This window comes from Exiguobacterium sp. 9-2, from assembly GCF_036287235.1.
In the GTDB taxonomy this organism is placed as follows: domain Bacteria; phylum Bacillota; class Bacilli; order Exiguobacteriales; family Exiguobacteriaceae; genus Exiguobacterium_A.
This window is the reverse complement of sequence record NZ_CP142850.1, coordinates 2,023,279-2,043,972: the sequence shown is the minus strand read 5'-3', so window position 1 is coordinate 2,043,972 and position 20,694 is coordinate 2,023,279. Positions and strand designations below refer to the sequence as shown.

Here is a 20,694-nt window from a genome sequence, read left to right as displayed (position 1 = left end):
GGATACGGTTGAACATTATTTGTTGGATTCGAAGCGATTTTCGATTACAAGACAACCACATGTTGGCACGTGCGATTGAATTACTGAAGGAAAATCCAAAAGCGACAGTCGAGTTCGTCTTTTGGCTCAATCCAGATTACATTGGAGAATATGAAGCGCGGCAACAATATTTCTTTCAAGCGCTCGAATTGTTTTCAGATGATTGTAAAGAAAAAGAGATGCCGATTCGCTTCATCGAAGGCGATGAACAAGCTTTCTTAGATGCAACCAATGATGCGGACGTTCTGTTATTCAACGCGGAATATGTCGAACCATTCAAGGCGCGGGATGAGGGAATCATCAAAAAACGTAAGGAACGACAAACGGAGCGCTTGTTAGACCGGCATCTGCTCCATCCACATGACATTAAAAAGCAGGATGGAAAGTTCTATAAAGTATTCACGCCGTATAAGAATGCGTTCATGAAAAAAGAAATTCCAACACCCTATGATGTGAAGTGGCAAACGCTACGGGATCATTATCATAAGCGCCAGCACACTAATAGTTTCATTGATGCCTATTTTAAAAAGGCACAGTCTGATGCGGCATTTCATCCGGGTGAGAAGCAAGCGAAACAACGCTTAAAGAAATTCATCGAGCAATCGCTTGAAAACTACGAAGAGAATCGTGATCTTCCAGCGATGGACGGTACGAGTTTACTCTCACGTTATCTACGGACCGGTGAGATCGGGATTCGAACGGTCTATGCAGCTATTCAAGATGCAAAAGAGTCGAAAGGGAAGCAGACGTTCATCACCGAACTCATCTGGCGTGAGTTCTATTACATGATTTTAATGCACTTCCCGGAATCGAAACGACAAGCGGTCAACACCCAGTACCGAGAAATCGATTGGGAAGAAAACGAGGACGGATTCAAGGCTTGGTGTGAAGGGAAAACCGGCTATCCGATCGTCGATGCAGCGATGCGTCAATTGAACCAAACCGGTTGGATGCATAATCGTCTGCGGATGATCGTCGCGTCGTTCCTGACAAAAGATCTATTGATCGATTGGCAAAAAGGGGAACGTTATTTCCAACAGAAACTCGTCGATTATGAAGCGGCTTCGAACATCGGTGGTTGGCAATGGGCGGCATCGGTCGGGACGGATGCCGTACCGTACTTCCGAGTCTTCAATCCGACGACACAATCAAAGAAGTTCGATAAGGACGGAGAGTTCATTCGGCAGTATGTCACGGAAATCAAAGATCTGTCGAAGCAATATATTCATGAACCGACGCAGCAACAACGAGAAGACTCTGGATACCCAGAACCAATCGTTGCACATGATGAAGCGCGAAAGCGTGCAATCGCTCGATTCAAATAATGAAAAAAGGATGTTCCTCAGCGGAGGAACATCCTTTTTTTTACGACCTTATTGAAGACGGCTATTTGCTTTACGTGTTCGGAATGCATGATACGTCAAGTAGGATAAGACACCGAAATAACACGTAATCAAGAAGGCGTGCAGTAACGGTACATATGTTGCATGTCCACCGAGAACGATCCAAGCACCTGTAGCAACTTGACACGAGATGAAGAACGTCGCGAATGCCATGCCGATTGTCGTCGTCCGGTGTTTTAAGCGAATGGCTGTAATATGAACGAACAACGTATAGAGGAATAATAGCCCAGCCATGATTCGGTGAATCATTTGGACCCAGGCTTCGAACGTCATCGACGGTTGGGAACAAACGGGCCAACCCACACACGCATATGTAGCGCCAACATGGCGAACGTAAGCACCAGTATAGACGACGATCAGCGTGTAGACGAGCAGACCGTACAAGAGCTTCCGCAAGAATGCTGGGACAGATTCCCTGAATTCCTGACCAGGACGCTCCATGATCAATATCGTTAAAATCAATAAGGCAGCAAAGGAAATCAAGGAGATACCAAAATGTAACGCCATGACGAGATCTGATTGTTGCCAAACGACAGCTCCTGCTCCGACGATGGATTGAATCAACATGAAGATGAAGGCAAGAAATGCAAAAATCTTCGTATCTAATCGATCCTTAAAGGCAACGAGCGTCCAGAGACATAAGGCGATGATTAGGAGTCCAACGACTCCGGTCACAGCGCGGTGACTATATTCAATCATCGTTTCAACACTTGGGTTTGTCGGGATGAGTTCCCCATGACAGAGTGGCCAATCTGTTCCGCAGCCATCTCCCGAGTCCGTTTTTGTGACTGTCCCACCCATCAGCAAGACGATCATCATCGTAAACGTGACGAAGGCTGAAAACATCGAAAGCTTTCGATTCAAGATTTGGACACCACCTTTCTAAAAAATACGAAATACATGGATTTCCATAGGACTAGTATCGCATAAAAAGTCTCGAAACGCTTGCAATCTTTTAGAACAACGCTATTCTAGTATTAGGTAAATATGGTGAACTGTGATGAAAATCACATAGATTTCACATTTTGTTCATTATGTCGAAAGTATTTTCATACGTCACGGTCCTAAATATGTGGTATCTTTTATAGAGAAAAGGACGTTTCGTGGCATGTCTGTGTTATTTCTGTGAAGAAATTACGTGAAGCCTAGGTGCTACACGGAAGCAGATGGTGAAAAGGAGGGAACAGCATGGCGAAAGTTACTGGAGAGGCACTGGATATGGCAATCGAGCAGGCGGATCAGCCCACATTCAAGGACTATATCACCCTAGCAAAAATGGGGATCGTCCGTGCCAATCTGATTACGGTCTTCGCAGGGTATGTCGTAGCGGCATCGTACATAACGGATGATGTCCTATTGTATCTATGGCAAACCAAGTGGATGTTACTGTGGACGCTTCTCGGGAGTGGATTAGTCATTGCCGGAAGTTGCTACCTCAATAACTACATTGACCGGGACATCGATTATAAGATGGAACGGACGATGGGAAGACCAAGCGTTACTGGGAAGATGGATGGACAGCGAATACTCGCGCTAGGACTCGGGATTCTTGCGACCGGTACGGTATTGTTGTTGATCGTCAACCATGTGGCGGCAGTGTTCGGATTGATCGGATCATTCGTTTACGTCGTGATTTATACGATGTGGTTAAAGCGAACACACACGATCAATACAGTCGTAGGTGGTATATCAGGAGCTGTGCCACCAATCATTGGATTTGCGGCAGTCACTCCGACGCTTCACATTGATGCGTGGATTTTATTCCTCATCATGTTCGTGTGGCAACCACCACATTTCCTCGCACTCGCGATGCGACGGACAGAGGAGTATCGGGCAGCAGGTATCCCGATGTTACCTGTCGTAAACGGATTCGCGATCACGAAACGACAAATTGTATGGTGGATTGCAGTACTTATTCCATCATCACTCCTCTTAGCACACTATGGCATCATCTACATGATCGTCATGGCATTGCTCGGTGGATATTGGCTCTATATGGGACTGAAAGGTCTGAAGATCCAAGATGAACAAGCCGAAATCAAATGGGCGTCGAAGATGTTCTTCTTCTCACTGTTTTATTTCACGGCTTGGATCGTGACGGTCGTACTCGTTTCTTTCTAAAACGATTTGACATAATTCACGTACACCATTACGAAAGACAAAATTGGGGACAAAGAAAGTGGGGATGGTTGTGAAAAAATCAGTAAAAATGCTCTTCCGGCTTCTTCCAATCGGCTTGATGGCACTCATGTTATCAGGTTGTGGAATTCCGGAATTGTCTGCGCTACAGCCTCGCGGAGAAGGCGCTGAAATGCAACTTGAGATCATCAAGCTTAGCTTGTGGGTCATGTTGTTCGTCCTTGCGATCGTAGCCGTCATTTATATTTACGTACTTATGAAATTCCGTCGTAAATCAGGTGATAACACGGTTCCGAAGCAAGTCGAAGGGAACCACACGCTTGAAATCATCTGGACAGTTATTCCGATCCTTCTCTTGATCGTTCTTGCAATTCCGACGATCAAAACAACGGTTGAACTTGCGGATGCAAAAGAAGCGAAGAAAAACGAACAAATCAACGTTACAGCGAACCTTTACTGGTGGGAATTCGAATATCCAGACAAAGGTGTTTCGACAGGACAAGAACTTGTCATCCCAGTCGGTAAACGTGTTGCGGTTAACTTGACGTCTAAAGACGTCATTCACTCATTCTGGGTACCGGCTCTTTCTGGTAAGACAGATACAAACCCAGGTCTTGATAACGAAATGTGGTTACAAGCAAAAGAAGCAGGCACGTACTACGGTAAATGTGCCGAGTTGTGTGGTCCTTCTCACGCATTGATGGACTTTAAAGTCGTTGCGATGGAGCAGGATGACTACGACAAATGGTTGAAAGACATGAAATCTGCAAAAGAAGCAGAAACAAAACAGCTTGATAAAAAGAATGAAAAGAACTGGACGACTGGTGAGCAAGTCTACGCCCAGAACTGTCTCAGCTGTCATGGCGGCGGGAAAGTCGCACCTAGCTTGACGAACTTCGGTGATCGTCAGCGTATCGCGGGTTACCTCAAGCATGATAAAGAAAACCTCGAAAAATGGATTCGCGATCCACAAAAAGAGAAACAAGGTACAAAAATGCCTGGATTCTCTGAAGATAAGATCAGCGATGAAGAATTGAGCGAATTGGCAGATTATCTATTGGACAAAAAGCTCCAATAATTTTTTAAGGGGGAATCATAGTGGGGACACATACTATGGGTATGCCGCAGAAAAAAAGCGGCATCATGGACTGGCTAACGACAGTCGACCATAAGAAAATCGGGATTCTCTACATCATCTCTGGATTGTTCTTCCTTCTAGTTGGTGGCGTAGAAGCCCTAATGATTCGTTTTCAATTGATTAAACCGATGAACGATTTCGTCAGCGGTGAACTTTTTAACCAATTGATCACGATGCACGGTACGACGATGATCTTCTTGGCAGCGATGCCGATGTTGATCGGTTACATGAACGCAGCAGTACCGCTTCAAATCGGAGCACGCGATGTTGCGTTCCCATTCTTAAATGCACTTGGTTTTTGGTTGTTCTTCTTTGGTGGAGTCTTACTGAATCTTTCATGGTTCTTCGGCGCTGCGCCAAACGCAGGTTGGACAGCTTATGCACCACTCTCGACAGTACCAGAGTCGCTTGGTGTTGACTTCTACTCACTCGGGTTACAGATTTCTGGTTTCGGTACACTTATGGGGGGGATCAACTTCCTCGTTACAATTTTGAACATGCGTGCACCAGGTATGAAACTGATGCGGATGCCGCTCTTCACATGGACAGCATTCGTTGCTTCTGCCTTGATCGTTTTCGCATTCCCACCACTTACGGTTGGATTGTTCCTCTTGACGTTCGAGCGACTCTTCGGAGCGCATTTCTTTGACCCGGCAGCGGGCGGGAACATCGTCATCTGGGAACACCTCTTCTGGATCTTCGGTCACCCGGAAGTTTACATCTTGATTTTACCGGCATTCGGTATCTTCTCTGAAATCATCCCTACGTTTGCTCGTAAACGTCTCTTCGGATACACGACGATGGTCTTTGCGACGATGTTGATCGGTTTCCTCGGATTCATGGTATGGGTTCACCACATGTTCACAGTCGGTCTCGGTCCGGTTGCGAACGCGATCTTCGCAGTAGCGACGATGGCGATCGCTGTACCGACAGGGGTCAAGATCTTCAACTGGCTCTTTACGCTATGGGGCGGGAAGTTGACGTTCCCAGTCGCGATGCTTTATTCGGTCGCCTTCATTCCATCATTCCTTGTTGGTGGTATGACAGGGGTCATGCTTTCAGTAGCACCTGCCGATTATCAGTACCACGACAGTTATTTCGTCGTTGCCCACTTCCACTACGTTATCGTTGGTGGGGTCGTCTTTGGTCTCTTCGCAGGTCTTTACTACTGGTTCCCACTCATGTTCGGGAAACAACTCAACGAGTTCTGGGGTAAAATTCAATTCTGGTTGTTCTTCATCGGCTTCCATTTGACATTCTTCCCACAACATATTCTTGGTCTTACAGGTATGCCACGTCGTGTCTTCACGTACTTGCCAAACCAAGGCTGGGAAACAATGAACTTACTTTCTTCAATCGGTGCAGCCTTCATGGGTGTGTCGACGATCATTCTCGTCATCTCGATCGTTGCCGCATTGATGTCAAAAGAATATGTAAAACGCGACGTATGGGGCGATGGACGTACGCTTGAGTGGACACTTCCTGTTCCAACTCCAGAATACAACTTCGCACAAATTCCACTCGTCAAAGGTTTAGATACGTACTGGCTCGAAAAAATGGCAGGTAACAAAACAGTCTCTGTTTCGGAAGAAGTCGGTGATATCCACATGCCGAACAATTCGATCTTGCCGTTCGTTATGTCAGTCGGTCTGTTCCTTGCAGGTCTTGGATTCATTCTTCGCCTAGATTACGGTACTGTCGGTCTGGTCATTGCCTTGATCGGTCTTGCGATGACATTCATCGCGATGTTCTTCCGTTCTTGGATCGACGATGAAGGATACTACATCCCGAAATCAGTCGTCGAAGAAGATCTACGCCTTGAAGCAGAAAAGGAGGCGAAGTAAGATGGGTCATCATTCAGTACCAAACAACCCGATCACGGGTATTCCGGATCATGTTGAAAAAGCAACACTTGAGGGTAAGAATAAATATGTAGCCTTCTGGTTCTTCCTTGGAGGAGAGACGACTTTGTTCGCCTCTCTCTTCGGAACATACATCGGACTTCATAACTCCGGTGCTAAAGAAGGTCTACGCAGTTATGACATCTTCGAAATGGGTCTCGTCTTCATCATGACGATGCTCCTCTTGACAAGTTCGTTGACAAGCGTTCTTGCAATGATGGCAATGAAACGTAACGATGTGAAAAAGATGAAGCTTTGGCTCATCATCACATTGCTTCTCGGTCTTGGATTCTTAAGTGGTGAGATCTATGAGTTCAATCACTACTACCACATCGGTCATACGTTTACGTCGAGTGCATTTGGTTCTGCCTTCTATACACTCGTTGGGTTCCACGGTGGACACGTCTTATTTGGTCTTCTTTGGATCTCGACATTGTTGATCCGGAACTGGAATCGTGGCATTACAGTCGTGAACGCGCCGAAGTATTATGTTTCAAGTCTTTACTGGCACTTCATTGACGTCGTCTGGGTCTTTATCTTCTCAGTCGTCTACCTCATGGGGATGGTGAAATAAGATGGAAAAACACGAACCGCAATTAACACGCAATCAAGTCGAACTCGAAATGAAAGCAGAACGTGGTCGTGAGACTCAACTGCAACTCATCAGTTTCGCACTCATGATTTTCTTGACGCTCATCGCTTTCGGTGCAGTCATGGCAGATCTCATGCCTCACTGGGCAGCTGGTGGATTCTTGATCATCATGGCAATCGTTCAAGTTTATCTCCAGCTTTATATGTTCATGCACATGAACAATAAAGGCAACACATGGATCAAAGTTATGATGGGTCTTGGTATATTCGTCGCCTTGACGATCGTCGCAACGCTCCGTCTGTTAATCTGGTAAGAAATGTGACCATTCTGCTAACGTTTAGCAGGATGGTCTTTTATTTTGGAATCGTTTTATGAGAAACCTTTACAATGAAATAGGGGAACGGTAATCTTAGTTTGTAAGAGAAAGGAACGGGGTGAAGAAATATGTTAGGCAATTTAAGGGGAGCACTTTCGCAATTCGAATGGACTGTCTTATGGAGTCCGTATTATGCGTTGATACTCGTTGGATTGTATATCCTATATGCTGTCGTGACAGAAAAGCTGCGTCGTCCGGACGAGCCGGAAACAACGCTCGGACAAAAATTTTCGATGCTCGCGGCATTGGTCGTTTTTTACATCGGTTTTGGAAGTCCGTTAGACCTGCTAGCGCATATCACCTTCTCTGCACATATGTTGCAGATGGTATTCGTCTATATGGTCGCACCGCCGCTCTTGTTGATTGCACTACCAGAGTGGCTTTATAAGCGCTTGTTCAATATACCGTATCTTGGGAAGATTCTTCGTTTCTTCGTCAAGCCGTTGATTGCACTCGTCGTCTTTAATGCCTTGTTTACGTTTTATCATATGCCATTTATTTTTGATTATGTCCTGACGAACTATACCGTTCACCGTCTGTTCCATGGAACACTTATTTTCTTGAGCATGACGATGTGGTATCCGATCATTGCACCCGTCAACGAAAACGATAGTTTGTCTGACCTGAAGAAGATGGTCTATATCGTCGCGAACGGTGTCTTATTGACACCTGCTTGTGCGTTCATGATCTTTAGTCAAAGTTTCCAGTATCAAGCGTATCAGGATCCAGCGACGTTCGCGAAAGTACTCGCTTACTGTATGCCGAACAATGATTTGAGCGGGTTGAATCTGGAACGATTGCTTGGAACGACTGATGACTTACTAGAGGATCAACGCTTCGGTGGTGTCCTGATGAAGCTCGGTCAAGAACTCGTATACGGTCTATTCTTCGGATTGACCTTCTTTACATGGGTACGCCGTTCGAAAAGTACTGCCGTGGATGAAGGCATGTCCTTCACACCAAAAGCGGATTAAATTGGAGGAAGTTGGAACATGAGTTATTTGCCGTTGATTTGTGTATCGCTGATTGTCATCAGTGCGATTTTCGTAGCGATTGGCTGGTTCTTGATTGCTCAGACACGTCGCAACATGAAAGCTCACCAAACCGTGATGACAATCGCTGCTGCACTCGCTTTACTGTTTTTCATTATGTACGCCTTACGGACGATTCTACTTGGTAATACCGCTTTTGGTGGTCCTGCATCCGTCAAGCCATATTACACAGGATTCTTGATTTTCCACATCCTACTTGCGACATCCGGTGGGGTGCTTGGATTGATGGCGCTCTATCATGCCTATAAGAAGAACTTTGCGCGTCATCGTAAAATCGGACCAGTTGCTTCGATCATTTGGTTTTTGACGGCAATCACCGGCGTCATCGTCTATTGTCTATTATATGTCGTCTACGATCCTGGTGAGACGACGAACGTATTCCGGGCGATCTGGAGTCATTAAGGGGGAGCCAACTTGAAAAAAAATAGTTACTTGACGGTTGCTGCCGTTGTCCTCATCTTAGTTGCGGCAGCCGGGGGATATTATTATTTCTTCATGAAAGAAAAATTGCCTGTTATCGCTGAGCCGACACCATTTGAATTAACGAACGCCGTGAACGGTAAGTCGTTTAACTCGGAAGATGGAAAGGTCAAGGTATTGACATTCTTCTATTCGAACTGTCCTGATATTTGTCCATTGACGCTAAATGATTATCGGAAACTAGAGAAAAAGCTTCGTAGCGAAGAGCTATATGGAAGTGACGTCGAGCTCGTTGCAGTGACAGTCGATCCGAAAGTCGATACACCGAAAGTCTTAAAAACGTATGCTTCCAACTTCGAAGCAGATGCTGAAGGATGGAGAGTACTGACAGGAGACCCAGTCGTCATCGATCGTCTGACACGTCAGTTGAACTTCTATTATTCAAAAGCAGAAAGCGGCTTAGTGACACACGGGACGCAAATGTTTATTTTAGACCGTGAGAACAAAGTTCGGGCGATCTCTTCGATGGCGAAGACACCGGACGAACCAGTCGACTTGGAAGAAGTCATGTCTTCAGTCACACAACTAGCGAAGGAGTGAAGGAAGATGACTTATGAAGATTACATGCAAGGAGATGTGATCGTCTCTGTTCAAGCAATCGAGGAGTTACTCGCTTGTACGATCGAAGATTACGGGGTTCGACACTATCGGATTAAACGGATGGACTGGGAAGAGATTGCTTTTAGTGTAAAAGTGGATGTCTCAGCGACGTCACTGCATGCGCTCTATCAACATGTACGTCAACAACTTAAGATTCAACTCGGCGATGACGTCGTATCTTACGTACAATTCGTCACGCGCTAAGATAAAACACACGAACGCTGCGCAATCACTATACAGATAGGTAATGAGCCGATGACTTCATAAGTAGTACGAAGTCATCGGCTTTTTTATTGGAAAAAAGACCGAAAAAAATAGAGGTCCCGATTGGAACCTCTACGTGTAGCTTATTTTTCAAGTGTTTCAAGCAGTGCTGCTAAACGACGTTCGCAGTCCTTGACGATTTCCGGTGGGAACGTCTCATCATACTCGACGCCGTGTGGATAGTAATGTTTCCCTAGAAGTGGTGTCATCATACGGACGACAGCGTGACGGTCTTCGATCTCACCTTGGATCGCATAGACTGGAACACGGAGATAGAATACTTCGCCTGTTGATTGTTTTTCGTATTTCATGTCGTACATCGCACGTTCGTAATCCCATTGTCCTTCGCGAACGAAACGGTGATGATCCATAATTGTTTCAAGAAGACCGAACTTCAGTTCCTTGCCTTCGATGCCATATTGTTCAAACTTCATGTTTGAATCCCCCTATACCCCAGTTTGCTAGTAGATACTAGTCTTTCCAAACTATCATACCATAATGAATGAAACGATGACGTAAAAGTTGTGAAGTCATTTTGAAGAATTCATGAACTTCCATATTTTCGTTCAACGTACTCAAGGATCGTATCTGGTGCATGAATGCCGAGGTGATTAAGTCCTTCACCACCAAAGAAGACGTTGAACTCGAGAACGTACCATTGTCCGTCGCGGATGATAAGATCAAAACCAGCGTGATCGATATCAAGCTGTTTCGCAAGCGCGAGCACGAAATCAATTGCACCTTGTGGCACATCATCGAAATCAAGGACGCCACCTTGAGCGACGTTATTTAAGAACTGTGCACCACCGACGCGCCAATACGCCGCGAGGACTTGATCACCGACGACGACGACACGTAAATCCTTTTCGTTCGGAATGTACTCTTGGATGTAGAACGTCTCGTGTGTATCCGTGTATTTCTTCCAGTCCGATTCATTTTTGATGAGATGAACACCTTGCCCCATCGAGCTACGGACTGTCTTAGCGACGAACGGAAACGAAAATTCACGTAAGACTCGATCGACCGTGAACTCATTTTTCCCGTAGATGCCTGTCCGAGGGATATTGTCCGGAATGACGGTCTGAAAAATCCGAGTCATCTCGATTTTGTCATGACCTAGGTGGAACGTAGCGGCAGATGGAAAGATCGGCTTCTTCATTCCATAGATGATCGAGTGGATTTGCCAGTACTCCGGGAACAAGACGACATCCGCCTGTTCAATCTTTTTCAAGGAATCAAAGTGATAATCTGATTTGGCATGTTCCGTCTTGATTCCAATCGTCCGGAACATATTAAAAGAGAGCAGTTGCATAAAGTTCATTCCTTCCTTCTGAACAAATTATACACAATTCAACGGGCTAGGAGGGAGAGAAATGTTATGATAAGATGGTAAAGTTAAGGAGGAGATTCGTTGTGATATATACCGATAAGACGATTGACCTCATCAACGCAGCGGAAGACCTCATTCGATCTCTCGCTCAAAGTGAAACGGGGCAAGCATATAGATGTGCGAAACAAGCACAGCAAGAGTCAGTGGAGGCACAGTCCGTCATTCGAGACTTTCATCAAGTCAAAGAAGATTACGAGCTCGTGCAACGATTTGGACGGTACCATCCGGACTATCAGACGATCACAAAAAAGGTCCATGAAGTCAAACGTCGACTTGATCTACAAGAGGAAGTCGCGCAGTTTAAAAAAGCAGAAAAACAACTCGAGACGCTACTTGGACAAATTAGTCTGAAACTCGCTGGTGAAGTATCACCGCAAATCAAAGTACCAACGGGGAATCCATTCTTTGACCAAGGATGTGCCGGAGGCTGTTCGACCGGTGGAAGTTGCAGTTGTAGCGGATAATGAAGATGAAGGGGGTAGGCTGGCGTGATCAAGGAACGAGTGGGACTCATCGTCTATGTCAATGCGATGAAAGCATCCCGTCAATTACGCCGTTACGGGAACGTCTACTTTACGTCTAAACGTGAACGATACGTGCATCTGTATGTCGATTTAGATCAGCATGAACAGGTGATGGAAGTCATTTCGACTCTTCCGTTCGTCGAATCGATCAAACGTTCAGAACGACCGTTCATCACGGAGACGTTCGCGAATAAAAAAGGTAAAATGCAAGAAGAAGCATAATCCAAGGAGCGATGAGGACATCCTCGTCGCTTCTTTGTTGAAAGGAATGAAGGAAATGCGAGTCATTTCAGGGGAACGGAAAGGAACGCGGCTAAAAGCAGTACCAGGGGATCAGACACGACCGACGACGGATAAAGTAAAAGAATCGTTGTTTAACGTCATCGGTCCCTATTTCAATGGAGGACGAGCGCTTGATCTGTTTGCGGGTAGTGGTGGTCTTGGCATCGAGTCTCTTTCGAGAGGATGCGATGAGGCGGTATTCGTCGACCAACACCATAAAGCCATTCAGACCATTCAAGATAACTTGCAGACGACGCACTATACGGATCAAGCACGTGTGTTGAAAAAAGACGTTACGATCGCCTTGACGGAACTAGCCTCCGAAAAGCCATTTAAATTAATTTATTTAGACCCTCCCTATGCAAAAGAACGACTGACGGAACACGTCACGTACATAGAGCAACACGACATGCTGACAGACAATGGTGTCATCGTGTGTGAACATGACTCTGCTGTTGTATTACCGGACCGGATCGGACGGCTAGAGGTCGTTCGTCGACTTCGTTATTCCGCTGTCATCTCAATCACGTTATATGAATTTATGGAAGCGGAGGAAGACCACGTATGAAACGAATCGCCATTTGCCCAGGGAGCTTTGATCCAATCACGAACGGACATTTAGACATCATTGAACGGGCTGTTCCGATTTTTGATGAGATCATCGTTGCCGTATTGAACAATTCTTCGAAGCAACCGCTCTTTTCTGTTGAGGAACGGATGGAGTTGATTGCAGATGTGACGTCGCATCTACCACATATCAAGGTCGATTCCTTCAATGGTTTGCTCGTCGATTACGCAGCGGAAGTCGGCGCAACCGCGATCGTCCGTGGTCTACGGGCGGTCTCGGACTTTGAGTATGAAATGCAGGTCGCATCCATCAACAAAAAGATGAACGATCAAATCGAGACACTGTTCATGATGACGAATAACCAGTATTCCTTCTTAAGTTCTTCGATCGTCAAGGAAGCGGCCAAATACGGTGCTTCCGTCGTTGATCTCGTGCCATCTTCCGTCGAAGAGGCGCTACGTCAGAGATATACGAGAGGAGAACTGCGATGAAAGCTTGGAAACCCGCCTTAGCAGCGGTCATTGCTGCCTTGCTCGTGTTTTTCGTGCCACTTCCGTATTTTATCTCCTATCCAGGTGATGCGACATCGACTGAAGATTTGATTGATGTGTCTGGGGGTGACAAGGAGCCAGGCGATTTGATGATGCTGACGATCGCCCAACGTCGAGCAACCCCTTACTTCCTCGTAGAAAGCCTCTTCCTACCGTTTTCCGAAACGTCGAGCGTAAGTGATTATTTGTACGACGGAGAGTCAGATGCACAGTATGAAACACGTCAGAAACTATACATGGAAGAAGCACAACATAATGCGACGATCGAGGCCTATGAATTAGCTGATAAAAAGGTCGATATCGACTTTAAAGGGGTCTATGTGTCCGGTGTCATTCCAGGTGGTCCAGCCGAAGGGAAACTGAAAGCTGGAGACCGGATCACGGGCGTCGATGGGAAATCGATTACGTCATTTGATGGCTTCATGAAGACGATTCAATCGAAAAAAGCAAAAACAGCCGTTCCAATTCAGTTCACGCGTAAATCGGAAGTCAAGAAGACGACGATTCGAGTGGATCAGTTGTCGAAAGAAGTCAAACGTGTCGGACTTGGTATTTATGAACCATTACCGATCTCAAACGTAACGACAGACCCCGCTATTAAGTTTCAGATCGAGGATGTCGGTGGTCCTTCTGCAGGAATGATGTTCACGCTTGAAATCTATGATCAATTGACGCCGGGTGATTTGGCGAAAGGACATAAAATTGCCGGTACAGGAACGATTGAAGAAGGCGGTAAAGTTGGACCGATCGGTGGTGCGTGGCAAAAGGTAGTCGCTGCTGACGAGGCAGAAGCAGAAATCATGTTCGTACCAGCAGGAGAGAACTACAAAGAAGCAAAACCATCCATTAAAAAACTCGGAACGAACATGAAGCTCGTTCCGATCAAGACAGTTGAAGATGCGATTGATTATTTGGAAGAACTTCCAGCGAAATAAGGAAAACGACGGTGTTCGAGCAACGCGTCGTAGCGAGCCAAGGGCAGTGCGTATGCAGCTGTCACTTGGCTTTCTTTTGTTAGCCAAGGATGGCTCGTGAACGTACTTAAAACAGGGACACGCGTTTTGATACTCTTAAGTGCCAGTCGTCCTTGTTCTGAAAAAGCGAGGGGGCGAACGAAATCAACATGATCATAATCAATCCGTGCGACCTCTTCCGTTGTCGTTGAAGTCAACAGATAGACAATGGCACGCTGCAGGCTTGTACGCGTATAACGACGTGTTTTGACGTGATTTAAAAAGAAATCGAACGTCTCTGCTTGTTTGGCACCTTCGATGAGACGAGGAGCTAGTGAAGCATCAATTCCGGCGATTCGTATCAACTCAGATACGGGAGTCGTCAATAGGCGTTGTCGAATCCATGGATAATAGTGCGAAAAATGAGCGAAAGAAGCGTTTGTCAGGACGTCCTCCGTCTGTTCGGGAAGTGCGAGCAGCTGACCGTGCGTCTGGTAATGGGCGCGTATCGCAGTGGCGCTCATGATAGCTCCGGTTGATAGGTCATGATAGCCACTTCCAATTCGTTTTGTCGTATGAAGCGAAACGGTCTTCGCGGCGCGAGCATAATAATAACCAAGTGTATTGTTCGGTTGTGTCAAATCAAGCGTCTGTGAGACACTCTTGAACGCTTGACTAGCAGCGTGAGCAGAAGAAAGACCAGCTGTTAATCCGTCACGTAACGCTTGCTTATATGCAAGAGTCTCTTCAATTTGTTCCGATGCCGCCTGCAAAAAGGGATGGATGTCTCCACATTCGCTTCCGAACGAAAGTGACTCACAACCAATCGTCTCAGCGATCGTCACTCCACCGAGCGCAAACCGATCTGCGCGTTGGACGGCAAAATAAAAGGGGAGTTCAAGAACGAGATCAACGGCACCACTCGCGACTGCTGCTTGAGCACGTGTCCATTTGTCTGTAAAAGCGGGCTCCCCACGTTGCATGAACGTCCCGCTCATGATGGCGACGATGACGTCGGCATCCGTTTCCCGTCGTGCTGTCGTCGCTTGATAATAGTGTCCATTATGAAACGGATTGTACTCTGAAATGATAGCTGTCATCCTCATGAAAACTTTCTCCTTTGCAAACCGAATTAAGTGCGGTAATATGGATAAAGACGTCCAAAAGTGTTCGTTCTCTAGCGATTTCAGTGTAAAGAAAAAACATTGACAAAACAAGATGTCCTCTCTATAATTCATATTGTTGCAATTGAGGTGATTCGGATGAAATGGTCCCTGATGCAATTGAATAAATTGCGCAATCTGGGTCAACTTCAGGTTAACGAGACGATCGAGCTCAATGAGCTAGTCGCCCTCCATCCGGATATCCGGGCGGTGCAACCTGTGCACGTTCGTGCAAATGCATCGTTTACATCGAATCAATTAATATTCAATCTCCGGATTACCGGCGAAATGACGCTTCCGGATGCCCGGACGCTAAATGACGTCGCTTATCCATTCGAGATTGAATCCATCGAGCCATTCCTGCTCGAGGTTGATGCTGTTTCGAACGAAGCAGATGACATCAACGTGCCGATCGGGAATACGGTCGATCTTCGACCGCTCGTGCAAGAATTGATTTTACTTCATGTGCCAGTGCAAGTGCATGGGGATGATGAAGAGAATCAGTTGGTTGAGGGGGAAGGCTGGACGATTCTTTCTGAAGAGGATCCAGAGGAAACCGAACCAAAAATCGATCCGCGACTCGCGGGTCTCGCTCAGTTCTTTAAAAAAGATCAGGATTCCTGATTTCTGAAGTAAAGGCGAGTGTATTTTTTCAAGGAGGTGGACAACGATGGCAGTACCATTCCGCAGAACGTCGAAAACACGCAAACGTCTTCGCCGTACTCATTTCAAACTCCGTGTACCAGGTATGGTCGAGTGCCCAAACTGTGGTGAAATGAAACTTTCACACCGTGTTTGTAAAGCATGTGGCTCGTACAAAGGTAAAGAAATCGTCAGCAAGTAAGCTGATTGATCGGTATAAAAGCGACCTTCGAATCGAGAAATCGGTTTTGGGGTCGCTTTTTTCATGAAAGGGGAAATGATGAAGATGAACGTTGGAATCATTGGCGCGGGAGCCATCGGTTTATTGCTTGCCTCTTATTTATCGGAAGAGCATGCAGTCACGCTCTATACTCGACAAGAACAAGAAGAGGAACGTTCGATCATTCGCGATGGACAGGCAAGTCGACTTGTACGAATCCGGAAGATTGATCGACTCGAGTCAGAAGACTTGGTGTTTGTAGCGACAAAGTCGTATGATATAAAAAGTGTGATTCCATTCCTCAAACGGCTGACGTGTCCCGTCATGTTCCTGCAAAATGGAATGGATCATTTGAAATGGAAAGAGCAATTGCCGCAAGTCTTATTCGGTGTCGTCGAACATGGAGCCATGCGCACTGCGCCGTTTGAAGTCAGGCATACTGGACAAGGACGTATTCGATATGGAAATCAAGAAATTTCGAACTTGTCGTCAATACAGCTCCGTTTTGAATTCGAGTCGGATATGGAAGCGGTCTTATTGACGAAACTGTTCATCAACGTCGTCATCAATCCAGTGACGGCATATTACGGTGTTGAGAATGGATCCTTGTTAGAAATGCCTTATCGACAAGAAGCACGTCAATTATTTGACGAAATGCAGACGATTTTTCCGAATCATAGCATTACTTATTCCGAAATCGAGCGAATCATGGAGAACACGAGTAAAAATCGTTCTTCGATGTTACGAGATCTTGAGCAAGGACGCCAAACAGAAGTGGAACCGATACTTGGATACGCGTTACGTCAGGCGACGACTGCGACGCCACGTTTATCTTTTTATTATGAACAGATCAAACAGAGGGAGGGTCCGCAGTGACGGTCTTCATCATTTTTCCTTTATTCAGCCTACTTGCGTTGTATCTCATCTTTTTACTTCTGTTTCGAAAACACGGGAAGGCAGTCCGATTCGCACTCGACGTTGGGACATTCATTGTTCTATATGCCATTCATGTCGCATTGATTGCCTTGACCGGAACAAATTACTTAGGATGGATCGTCATCGTCGTGTTGGTAGTGTTTGCGTTGAACGCGCTCTGGCAACGGATTCGGCAACTTGATGTCGATTTAAGACAAATGATTCGGCACAGTTGGCGGATCATCATCTTGCTAGCGTTACCCGTTCATTTCGTGTTGTTCGTGCTCGGTATACGTCAACTGTTCATCAGCTGACGAGTTAGGTAAGAAAGAAGGGATTTTGTTTGAAGGTACAACCATTTGAAGCCTTATATGATGACAACTCGCTGATGCATCGTGCTTCACGAGAAGAATTCTTAACATATGTCGATCACCTCGGAACGAGTGGTTTAGCGTCGAGAAGCCGCTTACTTGAAGAGCGTCACTATCCGCATCTTGCGGCGCTAACGGACGAACTCGAACGCCAAAATCCAAATATGACGGAGCGATTGCGGGAGCGTGTCGCGAAACTTCGTACAGGTGAGGCACAAGCTGTGGTCACAGGGCAACAAACCGGCATCTTTGGCGGACCATTATATGCCATCTATAAACTGTTGACCTGTCTTAAGGTCGCGCAGCAGGCGGAAGCGACACTTGATCGCCCTGTCGTTCCGATTTTTTGGCTCGCGACCGAAGATCACGATTTTGATGAGATCAATCATGTTTATGTTCCGACAGCAGATTTTCAAACGCGAAAAATCGCAGTCGCCCCTGCGGAAACGATTGCCCGCTCGGTCAGTCGCTTGTCTTTTGATCAGCCGGCACTTCTAGAAATCATTGAAGAAACGTTCCGGGCAATGCCGGAGACGATCCACACGAAACGATTAGTTGCGCGGCTGAAACAACTCGTTGAAGAATGTACATCGTATGGCATGTTTTTCTCACAATTAATCGGCGAATTGATCGATTTCGATATCGTCTTCTTTGATGCTGATACACACCCTGTCCGTGAACTCGAGATTCCGTTTTTTGAACGATTGATTCAAGACAATGCGGAATTCAGACAGGCATTGACGGACGGAATAACACAGACGAAAGAATTACCCGACACATTCTTGAACGAGGAGGCCGCGCATCTTTTCATCGATGATCACGGTCGTCAGTTGCTTTATCCGACAGCAAGCGGATTTGAGACGAAACAAGGGAAGCAGTATACAGAACTTGAATTAATCGCGTTACTGTACGCCAGTCCGGAACGATTCTCAAACAGTGTCGTGACCCGACCATTGATGCAGGATTATCTGTTCCCGACGCTTGCCTACATTGGTGGACCGGGAGAATTAGCTTACTGGACGCGCTTACGCCCACTGTTTCACCATCTGAAGTGGACGATGCCGTTATTAATCCCTCGTATGGGCGGATTACTCGTGCGTCATAGCGATGAAAAACGGCTTATGAAACTCGACGTATCACTCGAAGAGATCGTCCGGTCAGGCGTTCCGATTCCCGTCTATTCGGAAGAGCAGATGACAGGGCGCCTGCAGACGGCAGCGATGCTGAAAGATAGCTTCGTCTCCGAGTTTCTTTCGCTCGAACATCAGCTACTGCGAACTTCGAGTAAGAGTGAGAAAATCAAGAAACAACTCGAACAATCGATTGCTAGTTTGTTAGCAGAAGATCGACGTCAATTTGATCGACAGACGCGACAGTATAAAGAAACGGCCTATCATTTGCTACCGGATGGAGCGCCACAAGAAAGGATTCACTCCATCTTACCGTGGTTGAATCATCATGGTCCTGATTTTGTTCGGGACTTAAGGAACGCTTATGAGTCAAATGCGGCTGAACAACTGAAAATTTTCCTTTAAACCTGCTGAAACAAGCAGGTTTTTTTGATTTTTTAGCGAAAATTACACAAAAGTTAAATAAATCAAGGAAACTGTCTCATTTTCGTAACGTTTTCATGAGAGAATGTGATACATTGAAAAAGAGTAACGTCCTTCAAGGACAGTGAAAGGTGAGGCAGGACATGTTTGAGCATGAAACGGTATTGAAATGGGAGTCAATCGAAGGACTCGCGATTAAACCCGACGGTATTTACGTCGATTGTACATTAGGTGGAGCAGGACATAGCGAAGAGATCGTCAAACAACTGACGACAGGTCATCTATACGCATTTGATCAAGATGATGTCGCCCTTGCTCATGCAGCAGAACGTCTCGCGGCGTATGAAGGTCGCTTTACTTTAATAAAGAGTAATTTTGCTTATCTAAAAGAGCAATTAGCAGCACATGGCGTCGAGAAAGTAGACGGCATCTTATTCGATCTTGGTGTCTCTTCACCACAATTAGACGAAGGGGAACGGGGATTTAGTTACAATCACGATGCACGTCTCGACATGCGCATGGATCAATCTTCTCCACTTTCTGCCTACGAAGTCGTCAATGAATGGTCTTACAATGATCTCGTACGTATCTTCTTTACATACGGGGAAGAGAAGTTCTCAAAACAAATTGCACGCAAAATCGAAAAAGCGCGGGAAGAGCAACCGATTGAGACGACGTTCGAACTCGTCGAATTGATCAAGGATGCGATTCCAGCACCAGCACGACGTAAAGGTGGTCACCCTGCGAAACGGACGTTCCAAGCGATCCGAATTGCCGTCAATGACGAATTGAACGTCTTTGACCGTGCGGTACACCAAGCAATTGATGTATTACGGGTTGGTGGACGTTTATGTGTCATTACGTTCCATTCACTTGAAGATCGCATGTGTAAACAGGCGATCAAAGAAAAATCATCACTACCCGAGCTTCCACCGGGATTGCCGATGATACCGGTCGAGATGGAGCCCGAACTCCGACTCGTCACACGCAAGCCGATTACAGCTGGTGTCGAAGAGCTGGATGATAATCGTCGCGCTCGATCGGCAAAATTACGAATCGCTGAAAAAATGAAAGAATCTTGAGAGGAGCATTCCAATGGCAGAACCACTTCGTAAATCGGTCCAAACGGTTCAACCCGTTCGTCAACAACCTGTTCAGGAACCACGGAAGACGGAAGATATCGCACGTCGCGTCGCCGTCCGTCCGAAGTATCGCTTGTATCCCTTTGAAAAATTCTTATACAGTGCGATGATTGGTGGTCTTGTGTTATTTGGGAGTTTGACGATCAGTACGCACAACGAGGCGTACAATGTCAGTCGTGACTTAGCGAAAGAAAACCAAGTCACACAGTCACTCAAAAAAGAAAATGAACGTTTACAACTAGAGGTCACGAACTTAAGCTCTCCGGAACGGATTTATAAGATTGCAAAAGAACAGGGTCTTGATATGCGTAAAGGGAACATCAAGGTGATTCCTAAATGAATCCACTGAAAAAATCCCGTTGGAGAGTAGCCTTTATCATGGTGATATTTGCTACTCTCTTTTTTGTGTTTATTGGCAGATTTTTATACTTAGCGA

The 20,694-nt window shown here is 46.0% G+C and carries 26 protein-coding genes; 22 read left to right on the top strand and 4 right to left on the bottom strand.

All coding sequences use genetic code 11. The features are described from left to right. Nucleotides 1-8 precede the first annotated feature (8 nt). Nucleotides 9-1,364 (top strand): cryptochrome/photolyase family protein, encoded by a 1,356-nt coding sequence (locus tag VJ374_RS10860; RefSeq protein ID WP_329468794.1) that lies wholly within the window; start codon nt 9-11, stop codon nt 1,362-1,364. 48 nt (nt 1,365-1,412) lie between these two features. Here the strand turns inward: VJ374_RS10860 and VJ374_RS10855 are convergent, their stop codons facing one another. Next, on the bottom strand, nt 1,413-2,306 hold the full coding sequence (locus VJ374_RS10855) for a COX15/CtaA family protein (protein ID WP_052018990.1): 894 nt from the start codon (nt 2,304-2,306) through the stop codon (nt 1,413-1,415). 324 nt (nt 2,307-2,630) lie between these two features. Here VJ374_RS10855 and cyoE point away from each other — a divergent pair, with 324 nt between their 5' ends. The 9 genes from cyoE (at nt 2,631) to VJ374_RS10810 (ending at nt 9,924) form a co-directional block, all read left to right on the top strand. Continuing rightward, nucleotides 2,631-3,563, top strand: a complete 933-nt coding sequence (gene cyoE, locus VJ374_RS10850; RefSeq protein ID WP_035406737.1) for a heme o synthase — start codon at nt 2,631-2,633, stop codon at nt 3,561-3,563. 64 nt (nt 3,564-3,627) lie between these two features. Beyond that, the gene (coxB, locus tag VJ374_RS10845; protein ID WP_081780348.1) at nt 3,628-4,659 is read left to right on the top strand and encodes a cytochrome c oxidase subunit II; all 1,032 of its coding nucleotides are present in this window, start codon (nt 3,628-3,630) and stop codon (nt 4,657-4,659) included. A gap of 35 nt (nt 4,660-4,694) precedes the next feature. Then, nucleotides 4,695-6,563, top strand: a complete 1,869-nt coding sequence (ctaD, locus tag VJ374_RS10840) for a cytochrome c oxidase subunit I (RefSeq protein WP_052018991.1) — start codon at nt 4,695-4,697, stop codon at nt 6,561-6,563. Nucleotide 6,564: 1 nt separating this feature from the next. After that, nucleotides 6,565-7,194, top strand: coding sequence for a cytochrome c oxidase subunit 3 (locus VJ374_RS10835; protein WP_035406743.1), 630 nt, complete (start codon nt 6,565-6,567; stop codon nt 7,192-7,194). Between the two features lies 1 nt (nt 7,195). Then, nucleotides 7,196-7,525: a cytochrome C oxidase subunit IV family protein gene (locus VJ374_RS10830; RefSeq protein WP_035406746.1), complete on the top strand. Its 330-nt coding sequence runs from the start codon at nt 7,196-7,198 to the stop codon at nt 7,523-7,525. Nucleotides 7,526-7,656: 131 nt separating this feature from the next. Next, nucleotides 7,657-8,562, top strand: a complete 906-nt coding sequence (gene ctaG, locus VJ374_RS10825; RefSeq protein WP_035406749.1) for a cytochrome c oxidase assembly factor CtaG — start codon at nt 7,657-7,659, stop codon at nt 8,560-8,562. Nucleotides 8,563-8,580: 18 nt separating this feature from the next. Beyond that, nucleotides 8,581-9,042, top strand: coding sequence for a DUF420 domain-containing protein (locus VJ374_RS10820; protein WP_290751586.1), 462 nt, complete (start codon nt 8,581-8,583; stop codon nt 9,040-9,042). A 12-nt stretch (nt 9,043-9,054) separates the two neighbouring features. Beyond that, the gene (locus VJ374_RS10815) at nt 9,055-9,660 is read left to right on the top strand and encodes an SCO family protein (RefSeq protein WP_035406755.1); all 606 of its coding nucleotides are present in this window, start codon (nt 9,055-9,057) and stop codon (nt 9,658-9,660) included. A 6-nt stretch (nt 9,661-9,666) separates the two neighbouring features. Next, complete coding sequence (locus VJ374_RS10810) at nt 9,667-9,924, top strand: hypothetical protein (RefSeq protein ID WP_035406757.1); 258 nt, start codon at nt 9,667-9,669, stop codon at nt 9,922-9,924. A 143-nt stretch (nt 9,925-10,067) separates the two neighbouring features. Here the strand turns inward: VJ374_RS10810 and VJ374_RS10805 are convergent, their stop codons facing one another. Both VJ374_RS10805 and VJ374_RS10800 read right to left on the bottom strand, forming a co-directional pair. Further along, complete coding sequence (locus tag VJ374_RS10805) at nt 10,068-10,418, bottom strand: YugN family protein (RefSeq protein ID WP_035406760.1); 351 nt, start codon at nt 10,416-10,418, stop codon at nt 10,068-10,070. Between the two features lie 110 nt (nt 10,419-10,528). Continuing rightward, complete coding sequence (locus VJ374_RS10800; protein ID WP_329468793.1) at nt 10,529-11,275, bottom strand: ATP-grasp domain-containing protein; 747 nt, start codon at nt 11,273-11,275, stop codon at nt 10,529-10,531. A gap of 122 nt (nt 11,276-11,397) precedes the next feature. Between VJ374_RS10800 and VJ374_RS10795 the strand changes: the two genes are divergently transcribed. Genes VJ374_RS10795 through VJ374_RS10775 form a run of 5 tightly spaced genes read left to right on the top strand, consistent with a single transcriptional unit; the run spans nt 11,398 to nt 14,234 of the window. Beyond that, nucleotides 11,398-11,838, top strand: coding sequence for a YlbF/YmcA family competence regulator (locus VJ374_RS10795; protein WP_035406766.1), 441 nt, complete (start codon nt 11,398-11,400; stop codon nt 11,836-11,838). Between the two features lie 24 nt (nt 11,839-11,862). Beyond that, on the top strand, nt 11,863-12,120 hold the full coding sequence (locus VJ374_RS10790) for a YlbG family protein (protein ID WP_035406768.1): 258 nt from the start codon (nt 11,863-11,865) through the stop codon (nt 12,118-12,120). Nucleotides 12,121-12,166: 46 nt separating this feature from the next. Further along, nucleotides 12,167-12,748, top strand: a complete 582-nt coding sequence (gene rsmD, locus VJ374_RS10785) for a 16S rRNA (guanine(966)-N(2))-methyltransferase RsmD (protein WP_081780349.1) — start codon at nt 12,167-12,169, stop codon at nt 12,746-12,748. Then, nucleotides 12,745-13,239 (top strand): pantetheine-phosphate adenylyltransferase, encoded by a 495-nt coding sequence (coaD, locus tag VJ374_RS10780; protein ID WP_056062364.1) that lies wholly within the window; start codon nt 12,745-12,747, stop codon nt 13,237-13,239. Before rsmD ends, coaD begins: the two co-directional genes overlap by 4 nt. Then, the gene (locus tag VJ374_RS10775; RefSeq protein WP_290751570.1) at nt 13,236-14,234 is read left to right on the top strand and encodes a SepM family pheromone-processing serine protease; all 999 of its coding nucleotides are present in this window, start codon (nt 13,236-13,238) and stop codon (nt 14,232-14,234) included. The genes coaD and VJ374_RS10775 overlap by 4 nt, the downstream gene beginning before the upstream one ends. Here VJ374_RS10775 and VJ374_RS10770 read toward each other — a convergent pair. Then, nucleotides 14,207-15,358, bottom strand: coding sequence for a tRNA(Met) cytidine acetate ligase (locus VJ374_RS10770; protein ID WP_329468792.1), 1,152 nt, complete (start codon nt 15,356-15,358; stop codon nt 14,207-14,209). The two genes, VJ374_RS10775 and VJ374_RS10770, sit on opposite strands and share 28 nt — an antisense overlap. Nucleotides 15,359-15,529: 171 nt before the next feature. On the opposite strand from VJ374_RS10770, the gene VJ374_RS10765 reads away from it, so the two are divergent. The 7 genes from VJ374_RS10765 (at nt 15,530) to ftsL (ending at nt 20,598) form a co-directional block, all read left to right on the top strand. Further along, the gene (locus VJ374_RS10765; RefSeq protein ID WP_230088521.1) at nt 15,530-16,039 is read left to right on the top strand and encodes a YceD family protein; all 510 of its coding nucleotides are present in this window, start codon (nt 15,530-15,532) and stop codon (nt 16,037-16,039) included. Nucleotides 16,040-16,085: 46 nt separating this feature from the next. Beyond that, nucleotides 16,086-16,259 (top strand): 50S ribosomal protein L32, encoded by a 174-nt coding sequence (rpmF, locus tag VJ374_RS10760; RefSeq protein ID WP_012370841.1) that lies wholly within the window; start codon nt 16,086-16,088, stop codon nt 16,257-16,259. A gap of 84 nt (nt 16,260-16,343) precedes the next feature. Then, on the top strand, nt 16,344-17,153 hold the full coding sequence (locus tag VJ374_RS10755; protein WP_035409503.1) for a ketopantoate reductase family protein: 810 nt from the start codon (nt 16,344-16,346) through the stop codon (nt 17,151-17,153). Continuing rightward, nucleotides 17,150-17,506: a DUF3397 family protein gene (locus VJ374_RS10750; RefSeq protein ID WP_035406782.1), complete on the top strand. Its 357-nt coding sequence runs from the start codon at nt 17,150-17,152 to the stop codon at nt 17,504-17,506. Before VJ374_RS10755 ends, VJ374_RS10750 begins: the two co-directional genes overlap by 4 nt. A gap of 29 nt (nt 17,507-17,535) precedes the next feature. Continuing rightward, entirely contained in the window at nt 17,536-19,098 is a 1,563-nt protein-coding gene (gene bshC / locus VJ374_RS10745) for a bacillithiol biosynthesis cysteine-adding enzyme BshC (RefSeq protein ID WP_329468791.1), read from the top strand. 161 nt (nt 19,099-19,259) lie between these two features. Beyond that, on the top strand, nt 19,260-20,198 hold the full coding sequence (rsmH, locus tag VJ374_RS10740) for a 16S rRNA (cytosine(1402)-N(4))-methyltransferase RsmH (RefSeq protein WP_056062348.1): 939 nt from the start codon (nt 19,260-19,262) through the stop codon (nt 20,196-20,198). A gap of 13 nt (nt 20,199-20,211) precedes the next feature. Next, on the top strand, nt 20,212-20,598 hold the full coding sequence (gene ftsL / locus VJ374_RS10735) for a cell division protein FtsL (RefSeq protein WP_023468808.1): 387 nt from the start codon (nt 20,212-20,214) through the stop codon (nt 20,596-20,598). The last annotated feature ends 96 nt before the right edge of the window (nt 20,599-20,694 follow it).